The organism is Geomonas sp. RF6 (assembly GCF_021044625.1).
GTDB lineage: Bacteria > Desulfobacterota > Desulfuromonadia > Geobacterales > Geobacteraceae > RF6.
On sequence record NZ_CP087999.1, the window covers coordinates 4,405,785 to 4,419,024 of the forward strand.

General features: G+C 64.6%; 12 protein-coding genes. 11 read left to right on the forward strand and 1 reads right to left on the reverse strand.

Annotation, left to right across the window (positions count from 1 at the left end; genetic code table 11):
* Positions 1-14 precede the first annotated feature (14 nt).
* The 8 genes from LPW11_RS18835 to LPW11_RS18870 are packed head-to-tail and all read left to right on the forward strand — an operon-like array spanning position 15 to position 8,792.
* Entirely contained in the window at positions 15-1,214 is a 1,200-nt protein-coding gene (locus tag LPW11_RS18835; protein ID WP_230995412.1) for a hypothetical protein, read from the forward strand.
* Positions 1,189-1,749, forward strand: a complete 561-nt coding sequence (locus LPW11_RS22425; RefSeq protein WP_331001581.1) for an acyltransferase — start codon at positions 1,189-1,191, stop codon at positions 1,747-1,749. Before LPW11_RS18835 ends, LPW11_RS22425 begins: the two co-directional genes overlap by 26 nt.
* The gene (locus LPW11_RS18845; protein ID WP_230995413.1) at positions 1,742-2,908 is read left to right on the forward strand and encodes a glycosyltransferase family 4 protein; all 1,167 of its coding nucleotides are present in this window, start codon (positions 1,742-1,744) and stop codon (positions 2,906-2,908) included. Before LPW11_RS22425 ends, LPW11_RS18845 begins: the two co-directional genes overlap by 8 nt.
* The gene (locus LPW11_RS18850; protein ID WP_230995414.1) at positions 2,905-4,074 is read left to right on the forward strand and encodes a glycosyltransferase family 4 protein; all 1,170 of its coding nucleotides are present in this window, start codon (positions 2,905-2,907) and stop codon (positions 4,072-4,074) included. Before LPW11_RS18845 ends, LPW11_RS18850 begins: the two co-directional genes overlap by 4 nt.
* Positions 4,062-5,120, forward strand: a complete 1,059-nt coding sequence (locus LPW11_RS18855) for a glycosyltransferase family 4 protein (RefSeq protein ID WP_230995415.1) — start codon at positions 4,062-4,064, stop codon at positions 5,118-5,120. The genes LPW11_RS18850 and LPW11_RS18855 overlap by 13 nt, the downstream gene beginning before the upstream one ends.
* Positions 5,117-6,205: a glycosyltransferase gene (locus tag LPW11_RS18860; protein WP_230995416.1), complete on the forward strand. Its 1,089-nt coding sequence runs from the start codon at positions 5,117-5,119 to the stop codon at positions 6,203-6,205. The genes LPW11_RS18855 and LPW11_RS18860 overlap by 4 nt, the downstream gene beginning before the upstream one ends.
* A gap of 7 nt (positions 6,206-6,212) precedes the next feature.
* Positions 6,213-7,466, forward strand: coding sequence for an O-antigen ligase family protein (locus tag LPW11_RS18865; protein WP_230995417.1), 1,254 nt, complete (start codon positions 6,213-6,215; stop codon positions 7,464-7,466).
* A 57-nt stretch (positions 7,467-7,523) separates the two neighbouring features.
* Positions 7,524-8,792: a glycosyltransferase family 4 protein gene (locus LPW11_RS18870; protein ID WP_230995418.1), complete on the forward strand. Its 1,269-nt coding sequence runs from the start codon at positions 7,524-7,526 to the stop codon at positions 8,790-8,792.
* A 15-nt stretch (positions 8,793-8,807) separates the two neighbouring features.
* Here LPW11_RS18870 and LPW11_RS18875 read toward each other — a convergent pair whose 3' ends face one another.
* A complete protein-coding gene (locus LPW11_RS18875; protein WP_230995419.1) occupies positions 8,808-9,284 on the reverse strand; it encodes a ferritin family protein in 477 nt (158 codons plus the stop codon).
* Between the two features lie 362 nt (positions 9,285-9,646).
* Between LPW11_RS18875 and LPW11_RS18880 the strand changes: the two genes are divergently transcribed.
* The 3 genes from LPW11_RS18880 to LPW11_RS18890 all read left to right on the forward strand — a co-directional run bounded on the left by LPW11_RS18880 (position 9,647) and on the right by LPW11_RS18890 (position 13,235).
* A complete protein-coding gene (locus tag LPW11_RS18880; RefSeq protein ID WP_230995420.1) occupies positions 9,647-10,435 on the forward strand; it encodes an SDR family NAD(P)-dependent oxidoreductase in 789 nt (262 codons plus the stop codon).
* Between the two features lie 248 nt (positions 10,436-10,683).
* Entirely contained in the window at positions 10,684-12,774 is a 2,091-nt protein-coding gene (tkt, locus tag LPW11_RS18885; RefSeq protein WP_230995421.1) for a transketolase, read from the forward strand.
* Positions 12,774-13,235, forward strand: a complete 462-nt coding sequence (locus LPW11_RS18890; protein WP_230995422.1) for an RpiB/LacA/LacB family sugar-phosphate isomerase — start codon at positions 12,774-12,776, stop codon at positions 13,233-13,235. The genes tkt and LPW11_RS18890 overlap by 1 nt, the downstream gene beginning before the upstream one ends.
* Positions 13,236-13,240 lie beyond the last annotated feature (5 nt).

Genomic DNA, 13,240 nt, shown 5'->3' on the forward strand with positions numbered 1-13,240 from the left:
GAGCGGGGTACCACGTGGCATTGCTGAAAAAGTTCGCATCGGTCTCCCTCTTGAACGGGCTGCTCTCCGGGTGCAACCTCGGCTGCACCGTCCTCCTGGTCAGGTGGTTCGGCACCGCCGCGTACGCTGATTACACCATGGACCTCGCCACCGTATCCCTGGTGACGATCCTCCTGGAGGTCGTGCCGAGCTCCTACCTCGTCTTCCGGGTCCAGGACGACCCCGAGCTGGTGCACGGCGCCGCCGGCCTCGCCTGCCTGAGCGCCCTCCTCATCGCGATCCTCCTCTTCGCCCTCGATCTCTTCGGCTCCTATCATGCCTTCTCCCCCTGGATCGCGGGGTACGGAGCGCTCCAGGCGGTGAAGCGCTATCTCGACATCAGGCTGCAGTCGAGCGGGCGCCTGGCCCAGTTCTTCCAGATAGAGACCGCCGCCGCCGGGCTGCGCCTCGGCCTCATGGGGGGGCTCCTCTGGGCGGGGTACGCCTCTCCGACGGCGCTCTGGGGTTCGCTCTCCCTCTCCGTTCTCCTCGCCCAGTCGTTCTGGTTCGCCCGCAACCGCTCGGAGCTGAAGCCGTTCCTCCTTGTCCTGCGGAGCTCGACCTGGCACCCCCTGCTGCGCGACCGCGCCGCCTACACCCCGTACTACCTGGGGATCGGGGTGAAAAGGGTACGCGACAACCTCATGCCTCTCCTCGCCGGGAGCTTCTTCCCCACGAAGGAGGCGGCCGGCGCCTTTTTCCTCGCCTACCGCGGCATCTCCTTCACCTGCGGGCAGATCAGGGTGGTGGAGGGGCTCCTGAACCACAGAAAGACGCTCGGCGCGGCCTTGAGCCTCCCCCTTGTCAACTCCGTAATCGTTGCCCTCTGCTGCCAGCTTCTGTGCATCGCCGCCTCCGTCGCGCTTTGCCTCGTCTCCGGCAGCGAGGAGCTTTACCTCGAGACGGTGATCGTGCTGAGCCTCATGGTGTGGCCCTACGTATTTTCGGTGCTCCTCAGGGCGCAGGCGTACTCGAAGTATCACCTCGCCAGCATCAATGCGAGCCTGGTCGCCTACATAGCGATCTCCCTTGCCGCCGCAACCTCCCTGCGTTCTCTCGGCGTGACCTCGGGGAGCGCCTTCGCCTTCGTCCTCCTCCTTTGCGAGCTGGGGAGCCTGGGCACCATCTACTACCTGGAAAGGAGCAGAAATGAAGTACCTGAAGCTCTTGGCTAGCATCCTCCTGGCGCGCTTTCGCAAGATCACTTTCCGTTCGGAGGGGGAGGGGGTGCGCTACCCCCGGGCCCGCAACACCTTTGCCTACCCGAAGAACATCTCCCTGGGGGACCACGTGCACATCGGGCCGGGGTGCCACCTGGACGGCGCCGGCGGCATCGAGATCCGCCGCGGCACCATCTTCGCCCCCGGGGTGTACATCTACTCGCGCTCCCACAACTTCGACCGCGACCTGAAGGCGCTCCCCTTTGACAACGTCATGCTGACCGCTCCGGTGACGGTGGGGGAGTACGTCTGGATCGGCTCCCGCGTCACCGTCCTTCCCGGTGTCACCATAGGGGACGGTGCGGTTATCGGCGCCGGAGCGGTGGTGGCGCGCGACGTCCCCCCCTGCGCCGTGGTGGTCGGAAATCCCGGCAAGGTGGTGAAGTACCGCAACGTGGAGGAGTTCGAGGCGCTCAGGAAAGAGGTGGATCCCTTCGTGTACACCCGGCTCGGGCACGGGAAGGTGTTCAGGAGGAAAGAGGATGTCTGAGAAAAAGCTGGTGTACATACTGAACCGCTACGGGGCGGCGGAAGCGAGCCACTTCCACCACATTCTCGGCCTCCTGGAGACGATGGCCGAGCAGGGGTGCCAGATCGCCCTGGTAATCGAGAAGGCCGACAGCATCCCCGCCTTCCGCACCCCCCGCGTCAGGGTGATCCCCCTGCGGCGCCGCAAGGGAGTCGGCCGTTTCCTGGAGCTCTTCGCCACCATTCGCGCCCTCATCAAGGAAGGGTACACCTCCACCTTCGTGAGGATAGCGGCTCCCGCGGCTCTCACCGCCACGGCAGCGCACAGGATCTTCGGTGGTGCTGTCTTCTTCTGGCAGAGCGGCACGACGCTGGAGTACGACCGGGAGCAGCCCTGGTCCCTGAAGAAGGCGCGGTGGTTTGTCACTTCCCACCTCCCGAACTGCGCGGCGCGGCGCCTGGTGCACTTTTTCGTCACCGGCCCCTCCTTCATGGTCGACTACTACGCCACGGTCGGCAGGGTGCGCCGCGACAAGATCAGGCTCCTTTACAACGATATCGACGTGCGGCGCTTCGCCCCCTCCGCGGAGAGGAAAAAGGGGAAGCAGGAGTTTTTGCAGTCGCTCGGCTACCGCGGCGACGAGCTCCTCATGCTCCTCGTGCACCGCATGTCGCCGGTGCGAAGGACGCTCCTCTACTTCCCGAGCTGCCTCGCTCCGCTGAAGGATGAGGGTCTCCTTCAAGATGTGGTGGTAGTCGTGGCCGGCGCAGGGCCCGAGCTTCCCGCGGTGCGCGCGGCGGCTTCCGACTCGGGGGTCTCCGAGCGCTGCATCTTCCTCGGCAACGTGGCGAACAAGGAGATCGAGAAGCTCTACGGCATGTCGGACCTCTTCCTGCACCCCACCTACAACGAAGGGTTCCCGAGGGTAGTGCTGGAAGCTATGGCGGCGGGGCTTCCTATCGCCTCCACCGACGCGGGGGGTACCCGCGAGCTCCTGGGACCTGTGCAGGGGGAGCTGGTGGTCAGCCGCGACGAGCCGGCCGCCTTTGCCGAAATTCTCGCGCTTCTCGTGCGGGACCGCGCCCTCAGGGAGGGGCTCTCCCGGGAGAACCTGCAGTGGGTGCAGCGCTACTCCACTGAGGAGATTTCCGCCATGTACCAGGAGGTGCTCTTCGCATGAAAAAGACGGTCCTCTTCCACGTCAGTGGCAACCAGTACGACCCCTTTCCCGCCACGCACCATACGCGCCGCATCTGGGAGGAGCTGAGCCGGGGTGTCGATGAGTATCACCTGGTGGCCCGCGGCAGGATCAACTCTTACCAGCACTCCGTGCACGGCAAGATCCACCTGCACCTTCTCCCCGCCTGGGGGCGCCGGATGTGGGTCTTTTTCCTCCTGAGCTGGGCGCTCCCCTTCTTTGTGCTGCGCTACCGACCAACCCATCTCGTGGCGCAGTGCCCCGTGCTGGGGGGGCTCGCGGCAAGCGCCTGCTCGAAGCTCTTCGGGATTCCTCTCTTCATGGAGCTGCACGGGGTGCACTACTTCGTCCCTACCACCGAACGGATCGCCTCCCGGCTGGAGCACCTCTGCTACCGCCTCCTCTCCCCCATCTCCTTTGCCGCGGCGCAAAAGATCCGCTCCCTCTCCGAGCACATGACGCAGGAGCTTCGGCGCGTGTATGGAGCCGGGGCGGTGGAGAAGGCGGTGGTGGTGCCAAACCGCGTCGACCTGAAGGTCTTCTCGAGGGCGAAGGATTGCTACTCCATCGAGGGGGCGGTCCGCATCGTCATGGTGGGGAGCTTCTACCCGGTGAAGAACCAGCTCGCGCTCGTCGAGGCGCTGCACCGGTGTGGGATCGACTTCAGGCTCTCCCTCGTCGGGGCGGGGCCTCTGAAGGGGGCGATCGTGGAGCTGGCGCAGAAGCTAGGGATCGCGGATCGTCTGGAGATCCACCAGAACCTGAGCCACGCGCAGCTTGCCGACCTCCTGGTGCGCCACGACCTCTACGTTCACTATTCCCTCGCGGAAGGGGTGCCCCGCGCGGTGCTGGAGGCGATGGCGGCGGGGCTCCCCGTCGTTTCCACCCCCGTCGGCTACATAAACGGTGTCCTGGTGCACGGGGAGAACGCGCTGCTGCTGCAGGAGCCGTGGGGCGACGACCTGTGCGCGACGCTGGGGCGCCTGCTCGAGTCGCAGCCGCTGCGGGAGTCCCTCGGGCGGCGGGCGCGCCGCACCATCGAGGAGAAGTTCGAGTGGCACCGCGTCTTTGCCCTTTACCGGCGCGAAATCCTCTCCTGCGCTCCCCCCGTTTCCGGCCCGAAGGTGCTGCCGCCGTGCGTATCCTGAGGCTCTACCCCTTTCTCCCCCCGCTGCCGGGTGGGATGGAGAGGCACATCCAGCGCCTCTCTGAGGAGCAGCGTCGCCTCGGGTGCCAGGTAACGATCCTCTTCAACCGGGGGGAGGGGACCGCACCCTGCGACCTGCGTGTCCTGTCCTGGCTCAACCTCCGGAAGGTGCGCCCGCAGGCGCTGCGCGACCTCCTGTACTACCTCGCGGTGGCGCTGAAGGCGGCGGCAACCGGGATCCGCGCCGACGTCGTGCACGTGCACGGCGACTGGAGCGCCTTTTTCCTGGGGCGGCTGGTGCGCGCGATCACCGGCGCTTCCCGCTCCGTGGCGAGCCTGCACTGCGCGCCGCCGCGCAAGGGGTGGCACCTGGTGTACCGCGCGGCCCTCAAGGGGTACAGCGTGGTGTACACGACCGGCGCCGGGGACGCGGCGTATCTGCGCGAGCGCTGCAAAGTCCCCGCGTGCTGGCAAAACAGCGGTGTCGACGAGCATTTTTTCGAGGGGGTTACGGCGCCCGCTGAAACGCTTGCCGACGTGGTGTGCGTTGCCAACTTCCTCCCGGTCAAAAACCACGCGCTGGTCCTTGAGATCGCCCGGGCCCTGCCGGAGCGCCGCTTCCTCCTTATCGGGGACGGTCCGCTGCGCGCCCCCCTCGAGGAGCACTGCCTGACCTCGGGGCTCGCCAACGTCTTCTTCGCCGGGCGTCTCAGCGGACCGGAGGTGCGTCGCGCCCTCGCCGGGTCGAGGGTCTTTCTCTCCACCGCGCTCAGGGAGGGGACTCCCACCGCCCTTCTGGAGGCGATGGGGTGCGGGCTGCCGGTGGTGATCTCCGCCTCCAACGACTACGGAACGCTGGTGAGGGAAGGGGAGAACGGCTACGTGGTAGAGGGGTTCGCCCCGGAGCGCTACGTGGCGCTCTTGCGCGGGCTCCTCGCGGAGGGGGAGAGGCTGAAGGAGATGGGGGAGCGAAACCGGCAGGAGAGCAGGCGTCACGTGTGGCCCGAGGTGGCCCGGCGCATCACCGGGTGGATGGAGGCTGTATGAAGAGGGGAGGGGGAGAAGGGGGAGCGGTCCTCCAGATAGTCACCGGTCTCGGCGTCGGTGGAGCGGAGCGGGTCGTCCTGGAGCTCGCCACGCGCCTGCAAAAGGAGGGGTACCGCCCGATCGTGGTGAGCCTTGGCAGCCAGGACGGCATCCTCTCCCAGTACCCGGAGCTCTCCGTCCCGGTCCATACGCTGGTCATGAAGAAGAACCCCTGGTCTTTCCTGCGGGGGTGCGCGCAGATCGTACGCCTGGCGCGGCGCGAGGGGGCGCGGGTCCTGCACGCCCACATGTTCCACTCCCTCGTGGTAGCCGTCGCCTGCCGTCTCCTCCTCCCCGGGAGCCGCGTCGTCTTCACCAGTCACAGCTTCAGCGGCTTCTCTCCGCTGCGCAGCGTGCTCATCAATCTGACGAAGGGGGTGCGGGACGCCGACGTCGTCTTCTCCAGCCGGCAGCACGTGAGCTTCAACTGCGCCAGGACGGCGGTGATCCCCAACGGGGTCGCACTCCCCGGGGAGGGCGCGGAAACGGTCGACCCCCGTGAGGGTGGGCGCGTCTTTCTCTTTGTGGGGAGGCTGGAGCGCCCCAAAAACCCGGTGGCCCTCGTGCAGGCCTTCTCCAGGATGCGCCACCGCGACTGCGAGCTGTGGATGGTCGGCGACGGCTCCTTGCGCGGCGAGGTGACGCGCGCCATCGCGGAATGCGGCGTCGGCGACCGCGTCAGGCTCCTCGGCGTGCGGGGCGACGTGCCGTCCCTCATGCAGGGGGCGGACTGCTTCGTCATGTCCTCTCTGTGGGAAGGGCTGCCGATGGTGATTCTGGAGGCGGGCGCCGCCGGAATTCCGGTCGTTGCCCCGCCGGTGGGGGCTATTCCGGAGATACTGGGCGACGGCTGCGGCTTTCTCGCGGAACCGGGACTCCTCGAAGGTGCGCTCGACGAGGTGCTGGACGATTACCAGGAGGCCCGGCGCCGCGGCAACCGGCTGCGCGAAAAGGTGGCCGGGAAATACAGCCTCGAAGGGATGGCGCGCGCCCATGCGGCGCTGTACGACGGGGTGTCGGCGGCGCCGTTCGCCGCTGCGAGGTAGGAGAGGGATGAATCCGGACATCATCAAGGCGTGCGCGCCACCATTCTTCTTCATCATCTGGTTCATCTTCGCCCAGCGCGCCGCCAGCCGCCGCGTCGCCGGGGCCGCGCTTTTTTTCACCAGTGCCGTGGCCTGCTCGCAGAATTTCAGCCTGTGCTACCGCCAGGTGCACCAGCTGATCCAGGTCTTTCTCATCGCCGGGGCGGTCTTCTCCACCATCTTTTCCTGGCGGGTGCTGCGCTGCAACTCCATCTTCGCCGTCCTCGCCATCTTCATCGGGATATCTCTCGCCTTTGCGCCGCTCGACGCTGACGCTCGGGTCCAGCTGGTGAACATCATCTCCGTGGTGGGGGTACTGAACTACCTGTACCTCTCCTGTCAGGAAAAGGGCGAGCTGCAGGAGCTCATGAGGTTCATCGCCTTTCTCGCCGTGGCTCTCGCGCTCGCCGGGATCGCGCAGTCTCTGCTCGCGCCGGGTACCCGCGCCGAGGGGACGATGAACAACCCGAACTACTACGGCTATGTCCTCGGGCTCGGCTGCTGTCTCGTGGCGGTGGAGTGCCGCGGCATGCGCCGGATTCTCGCCCTTTTGATCCTTATGCTGGGGATCCTGGTCAGCGGATCGCGCAGCGCTCTCTTTTTCCCCCTGCTGCAGGTCGCCTGGAGCGCCTACCGCACCGGAAACGTGCGCCGGACCCTCGGGTACCTCTGCGCCTGCGCGCTTGTGGTGGGGATACTCCTCTCCCTGAACCTCACCCGCTTCTCCGACACGGAAGCGAGCCAGGGGAGCGACGCGGAAAGGATCATCTTCGCCATGATCGCCCTGCGCATGGCGAACGACCACCCCTTCACCGGGGTCGGGTGGGGGCGTTTCGTCAGCGAGTTCGGGGCCTACAGCACGGGAGCCGAGAAGATGCTCACCGACTCCGGCTCCATCGACGTCTCCGACCAGGAGCGGCGCGTCACCCACAACGACCTCGTGCGCATCCTGGCGGAGCTCGGTTGGGTGGCGTGCCTCGCGACGGTCGCCCTTTCGCTCTGGGCGCTGGTGAAGATCTTCAGGCGCAAGGGGTTCGGCGCGGAGTACCTCTTCAGCGTCTGGCTCGGGACGGTGACCTTTTCACTGACCCACAACAACCTCAACGGTGCTCTCTTCTGGTTCTTTTTCCTCCTCCCCTTCTTCCTCGATGGGCAGGCGCGTCAAGAAGCTGCCGTTCCTGCTTCCTTCCAGCGGGTTCCCCCCCTTGTCGAAGCGCGTTAGCAGCGAAGAAAAGGTTCATCCGGGTGTTTGCCCGGCACATTACGTACAGGAGTGGTGATGTCTGCAGAGAAGAAGCGTCCGTGCGTCGTAGTGATCGCAAATACAACGTGGTACCTCTGGAATTTCAGGATGTCGCTCATGCGGATGCTGCAGGAGCAGGGGCTCGAGGTGGTGGCGATGGCTCCGGCGGACAGCTACGCAACGCGCATCGAAGAGGCGGGGATCCGCTTCGTGTCGATCCCTCTGAACCGGCGCGGCAAGAACTTCCTCGCCGAGGGGCGCACGGTAGTGGAACTCTGCCGTCTCTTCCGGATGCTAAAGCCCGACGTCGTCCTTTCCTACACTCCCAAGCCTAATATCTACGCATCGCTCGCCTGCAGGGCGTGCAGAATTCCCATCGTGAACAACGTCGCGGGGCTGGGGTACGCCTTCATCAGGAAGGGGGTGCTGCAACTGGTCGCCACCTTCCTGTACCGCGCCGCCTTCGCCTGGTCGCGGAAGGTCTTCTTCCAGAACAACGACGACCTTTCCATCTTCGTGGAGAAGGGGATCGTCAAGCCGCACCTCGCGGAACGGCTCCCCGGCTCCGGCGTCGACACGACGCGCTTTGTGCCTGTGCCACGCCAGGGGGCGGGCGCTCCTTTCGTCTTCCTTCTGTGCGCCCGGCTTTTGTGGGACAAAGGTATCGGCGAATATGTGGAGGCGGCTCGCTCGGTGCGCTCCACTTCCGCGGAGGTCGTTTTCCGTCTGCTGGGGCCGCTGGACGACGGCAACCCGGCTGCCATATCCGCGAAGCAGCTCCAGGAGTGGGTGGATGAGGGGGTGGTGGAATACTTGGGCTCTACCGACTCGGTCGCCCCCTATTTTGCCGGGGCCGACTGCGTGGTCCTCCCGTCGTATCGCGAGGGGGTGCCCCGGACCCTTCTGGAGGCGGCAAGCATGGGTAAGCCTCTCATCACCAGCGATGCCCCAGGGTGCCGCGACGTGGTGGAGCACGGGACGACCGGTCTGGTGTGCGCCGTGAGGGATGCGGAGGATCTGGCGCGGCAGATGAATACGATGCTGGAGATCGGAGCGGAGCAGCGCAGGGAGATGGGGGTACTGGGGCGCCTGAAGATGACCGAGGAGTTCAGCGAGACGATCGTGCTGGAGCGCTACCGGGCGGTCGTTGCGGGAATCGTGGGGCTTGAGCTCGGGGAGGCTCCCTCTGCTGAGTCAGTCGAGGCGAAAAAGGGTGCTAAAAAGGGGCGGATCGCTGCGGTTCTGATGCCGCGGAGAGAGGAAGATGCTGCGGTCCCTGCCAAGGGCGTTTTGAAGGGGCTTTAGAGCCGGGGATACCTTTCAGGCGGTCGTCCAGGCTGAGCCTGCCGCTCCCATGAGGCGGCGGTACTCTTCCTCGATGACCTCGTACTGCATGCGGCTGCGGTCCAGCGCTTCTATGAAGGCCGCCCGATATTTCGGCTCGCGGACGGTGCGGGCGAGCACGCTGTAGCGGTCGATGCACCACTTTTCGCCGCTCAGGGCGATCTCCAGTGCCCGGCGCTCGCGGTCGTCGGTCTCCACCGCCTGGAGAAGCTGGTCGAAAATGGGATCTTCCGACCGGTGGTGCTTGTAAAGAAGGTCGGTACTGGCAAACTCGCTGCCGGTATAGAGTACGAAGAAAGACCTTGCGTGCTCAAATTCCTCATCCGCCAGCTGTGAGAAGATCTCTTTGGTCCTTTTGTCTGTCACAAGGGTTGCAGCGAGATGGCAAAAGTCGTGGCTCTTCTTCTCGTTGTAAATTGCCTCTCGAAGAATCTCCTCAATGAAATGTCCCATTGTCTCGCCCTCCAGCCACCTGCTATTGATGACATTGGATCTGGTTAATAATAACTTCTCTCATCCCCGTTTTCAAGAAATACCTGCGCTTGCTCCGTATACATCCCTTTTTTCACTTTTCTCTTCTTTGTCAGTAGCTCATTGAGCCCGTGTCACTGTGCCTGTCATGCACTGTCATGGGACCTCTCCTTTGTCAGGCAACAACTTCAATGAAACCACTTTCTTCAATCCTGTATCCGTGATTCCTGACACTGTTCCGATTCATTCTGGAGCCGCGGTATTCGACAACAGTGGCGTGACCGGTACAATCTCTTCGTTCGGGGTGCACGCATGCGCCGCGCTAAACGGTATGGGAGGAAGCTATGGACCTGATGCTGAACGGAAAATTGGCTCTGGTGACCGGCTCGACGAAAGGGATAGGTCTTGCCGTGGCGAAGGTGTTGGCCGCTGAAGGGTGCGGTGTCATCGTCAATGGGCGCTCGGAGGGCGGAGTTGAAGCCGCGATCGGTGAGATAGCCGCTGCCGCACCGGGTGCAAGCCTCCACCCTTTTGCCGGCGATCTCGCGACTGCTTCGGCAGCAATGGAGCTGCTGCAGCGCTATCCCTCTGTGGACATACTGGTGAACAACCTCGGGATCTACGAACCGAAGCCTTTTGAGGAGATACCGGACGAGGACTGGTTGAGGCTTTTCGAGGTGAATGTCCTAAGCGGCGTGCGACTCTCCAGGGAATACATCCGGGGGATGAAAGAGAGGAACTGGGGGCGCATTGTTTTCGTGAGCAGCGAGAGCGGCATCCAGATCCCTGCCGACATGATCCATTACGGCATGACGAAGACCGCCATGCTCGCCGTATCGAGGGGGATAGCCGAGACGTGCGTGGGGACCGGGGTGACCTCCAACGCGGTGCTGCCGGGGCCGACCCTTTCGGCAGGGGTTGAGGAGTTTGCCGCCAAGTTGAGCGGGGGGCGCCCTTTTTCCGAGTTCGAGGAGGAGTTCTTCCAGCGCGTCCGTCCCACCTCCCTGCTAAAGCGCTTCGCCACGGCGACGGAGGTGGCGAACCTCGTCGCCTACGTGTGCAGCCCCCTTTCCTCCGCCACAAACGGCGCAGCACTGCGGGTGGACGGCGGAGTGGTGCGGGCGTGTTTTTAGAACCCTCAAGTTGTGAGACAGTTCCTCTTTTTTTCAGGAGGCATGAGCCCTTATGTTCCCCCCTTTGCGAAGGGGGGACAGGGGGGATTTGCCTGGATGCCCCCTTTTCAGGGAAGCCTGGGAAAAGGTGAAAAGCCGCGCCTGGCTTGACATCACGCCCCTTTTGTTTAGCATTTGGTGAGCTTCGGTCAGAACGGCTCGGTCAACCGCTTGCCGTTCTTCTTATTTCACCGCAACAGGAGCCGGCAATGCAGAGTCATTCAGCAGACCTTTTACCTTCCGATCTCGACCAGCTGTGCATCAATACCATCCGCTTTCTCTCCGTCGATGCGGTGCAAAAGGCGAACAGCGGCCACCCCGGCCTCCCGCTCGGCGCAGCGCCGATGGCTTATCTATTGTGGTCCCGGTTTCTCCGGCACAATCCCCGCAACCCCGCGTGGTTCAACCGTGACCGCTTCGTCCTCTCCGGGGGGCACGGCTCGATGCTCCTGTACTCTCTCCTGCACCTGACAGGTTACGATCTTTCCCTCGATGACCTGAAAAACTTCCGTCAGCTCGGTAGCAGAACGCCGGGGCATCCGGAGCGGGGGCGGACCGCGGGGGTGGAGGTCTCGACGGGGCCGCTCGGGCAGGGATTTGCCAACAGCGTCGGGATGGCAATTGCGGAGGCGCACCTCGCGGCGCGGTACAACCGTCCGGGGTTCGACATCATCGAGCACTACAGCTACGGCATCGCCAGCGACGGCGACCTGATGGAAGGGGTGGCATCGGAGGCGGCCTCGCTCGCCGGGCACCTGAAGCTCGGCAAGCTGATCTACTTCTACGACGACAACAGGATCAGCCTTGCTTCCTCCACAGACCTTACCTTCACCGAGAGCCGCGCGCGGCGCTTCGAGGCGTACGGCTGGCAGGTTCTTGTGGTCGATGACGCAAACGAGCTGATGATGCTCGAAAAGACGCTGGAAGCCGCGCGCCGGGAGACGACTCGCCCCTCCCTCATCATCGTGCGCAGCCACATAGGGTTTGGCTCCCCGAACAAGCAGGACACCTTCGAGGCGCACGGCTCGCCGCTCGGGGCGGACGAAGTGAGGCTTACCAAGGAGCGGCTTGGATGGCCGGTTGATCCCCCCTTTCTCGTTCCACCGGAAGCGCAGCAACATTTCCGCAAGGCGGTGGATAGGGGGGCCGAGCTGGAGAAGTCGTGGGAGGAGCTCTTTGAAAGATACTCGCGCGAATACCCCGACCTTGCGAAGGAGCTGCGCGATACCATCACCGGAAAGATCCCGGGAGATCTCTCAGGATCCCTGCCGAACTTCCCGGCCGATCCAAAAGGTATGGCGACGCGTATCGCTTCCGGAAAGGTACTGAACGCGCTCGCGGCGAAGGTGCCGAATCTTCTCGGCGGCTCGGCTGACCTCAATCCCTCCACCTTTACCGCTCTTCAGGGACTCGGAGACCTGGAAGCCCCCGGGTTCGCCCCGAAGGACCGGCAGGGTGCCGTCGGCGGCGAGTGGGGTTACGGTGGGCGAAATGTGCACTATGGGGTGCGGGAGCATGCAATGGGGGCGATATCGAACGGCATCGCCGCCCACGGCGGGCTCATCCCCTACGATGCGACCTTTCTTACCTTCTCCGACTACATGCGGCCGACACTGCGCCTCGGCGCGCTCTCCGAGCTGCAGGTGATCCACATCTACACCCACGACAGCATCGCTCTCGGAGAGGATGGGCCGACGCACCAGCCTGTCGAGCACGTCGCTTCCCTCAGGGCGATCCCGCACGTCGTCGTGCTGCGCCCGGGAGACGCCAACGAAACGGCGGTCGCCTGGCTTCTCGCCCTGGAGAGGAAGGCGGGGCCAACCGCCCTCATCCTTTCGCGCCAGAACGTCCCCACCCTGGACCGGGCACGGTATGCCGGTGCGGAAGGGGTACGCCACGGTGCCTACATTATCTCGGAGGCGCCTGAAGGGAAGCCTCAGATCATCCTCATCGGCACCGGCTCCGAGCTTCCGCTCGTTCTGGGCGTCCAGGACAAGCTCCTGGAGCGGGGCGTTCGGGCCCGGGTGGTCTCCATGCCGAGCTGGGAGCTTTTCGAGAAGCAGCCGCCGGAGTACCGGCGCGGCGTACTCCCCCCCGAGATAACGGCGCGCCTCGCGGTGGAGGCGGGGAGTCCGATGGGGTGGCAGCGCTACGTCGGCGACCATGGCGACGTCCTTGGAGTGTTAGATTTCGGCACTTCCGCCCCCGGCACCGCAGCTCTGGAGGCGTACGGCTTCACGGTGGAGAACGTGTGCAAGAGGGCTTTCGCCCTTATCGGGATGGCGGGGGAGGGTGCCTGATGCGCGTGGGGGTTGCGGCGGATCACGGCGGGTATGCCCTCAAATCCCGCGTCGCCGAGGCGCTCGCCTCCGAGGGGCACGAGGTGGTTGATTTCGGCGCCTTCCAGCTGGAGCCTTCGGACGACTACCCCGATTTCGTGCTCCCTCTGGCAAAGGCGCTGTCGGAGGGCTCTATCGAGCGGGGGATCGCCATCTGCACCAGCGGGGTGGGGGCTTCCATTGCGGCGAACAAGGTCGCGGGGGTGCGGGCAGCCCTCATCTGCGACACCTATTCGGCACGGCAGGGTGTGGAGGACGACGACATGAACGTCATCTGCCTCGGGAGTCGCCTCTCCGGATGCGCGGACGCCGTAGATCTCATCAAGACCTTCCTGGGGGCGCGGTTCAGCGGCGCGGAGCGCCATCGGCGACGCCTGGGAAAGATAGCGAAAGTGGAAGAGGCGAAATGCCAGGTGGAGTAGGAGGT

What these genes read in the sequence shown, in the direction of transcription:
- LPW11_RS18865 (WP_230995417.1), top strand. Translation starts at nt 6,213, where the DNA reads ATGAATCCGGACATCATCAAGGCGTGCGCGCCACCATTCTTCTTCATC.
- LPW11_RS22425 (WP_331001581.1), top strand. Translation starts at nt 1,189, where the DNA reads ATGAAGTACCTGAAGCTCTTGGCTAGCATCCTCCTGGCGCGCTTTCGC.
- LPW11_RS18870 (WP_230995418.1), top strand. Translation starts at nt 7,524, where the DNA reads ATGTCTGCAGAGAAGAAGCGTCCGTGCGTCGTAGTGATCGCAAATACA.
- LPW11_RS18890 (WP_230995422.1), top strand. Translation starts at nt 12,774, where the DNA reads ATGCGCGTGGGGGTTGCGGCGGATCACGGCGGGTATGCCCTCAAATCC.
- LPW11_RS18845 (WP_230995413.1), top strand. Translation starts at nt 1,742, where the DNA reads ATGTCTGAGAAAAAGCTGGTGTACATACTGAACCGCTACGGGGCGGCG.
- LPW11_RS18860 (WP_230995416.1), top strand. Translation starts at nt 5,117, where the DNA reads ATGAAGAGGGGAGGGGGAGAAGGGGGAGCGGTCCTCCAGATAGTCACC.
- LPW11_RS18850 (WP_230995414.1), top strand. Translation starts at nt 2,905, where the DNA reads ATGAAAAAGACGGTCCTCTTCCACGTCAGTGGCAACCAGTACGACCCC.
- tkt (WP_230995421.1), top strand. Translation starts at nt 10,684, where the DNA reads ATGCAGAGTCATTCAGCAGACCTTTTACCTTCCGATCTCGACCAGCTG.
- LPW11_RS18880 (WP_230995420.1), top strand. Translation starts at nt 9,647, where the DNA reads ATGGACCTGATGCTGAACGGAAAATTGGCTCTGGTGACCGGCTCGACG.
- LPW11_RS18875 (WP_230995419.1), bottom strand. Translation starts at nt 9,284, where the DNA reads ATGGGACATTTCATTGAGGAGATTCTTCGAGAGGCAATTTACAACGAG.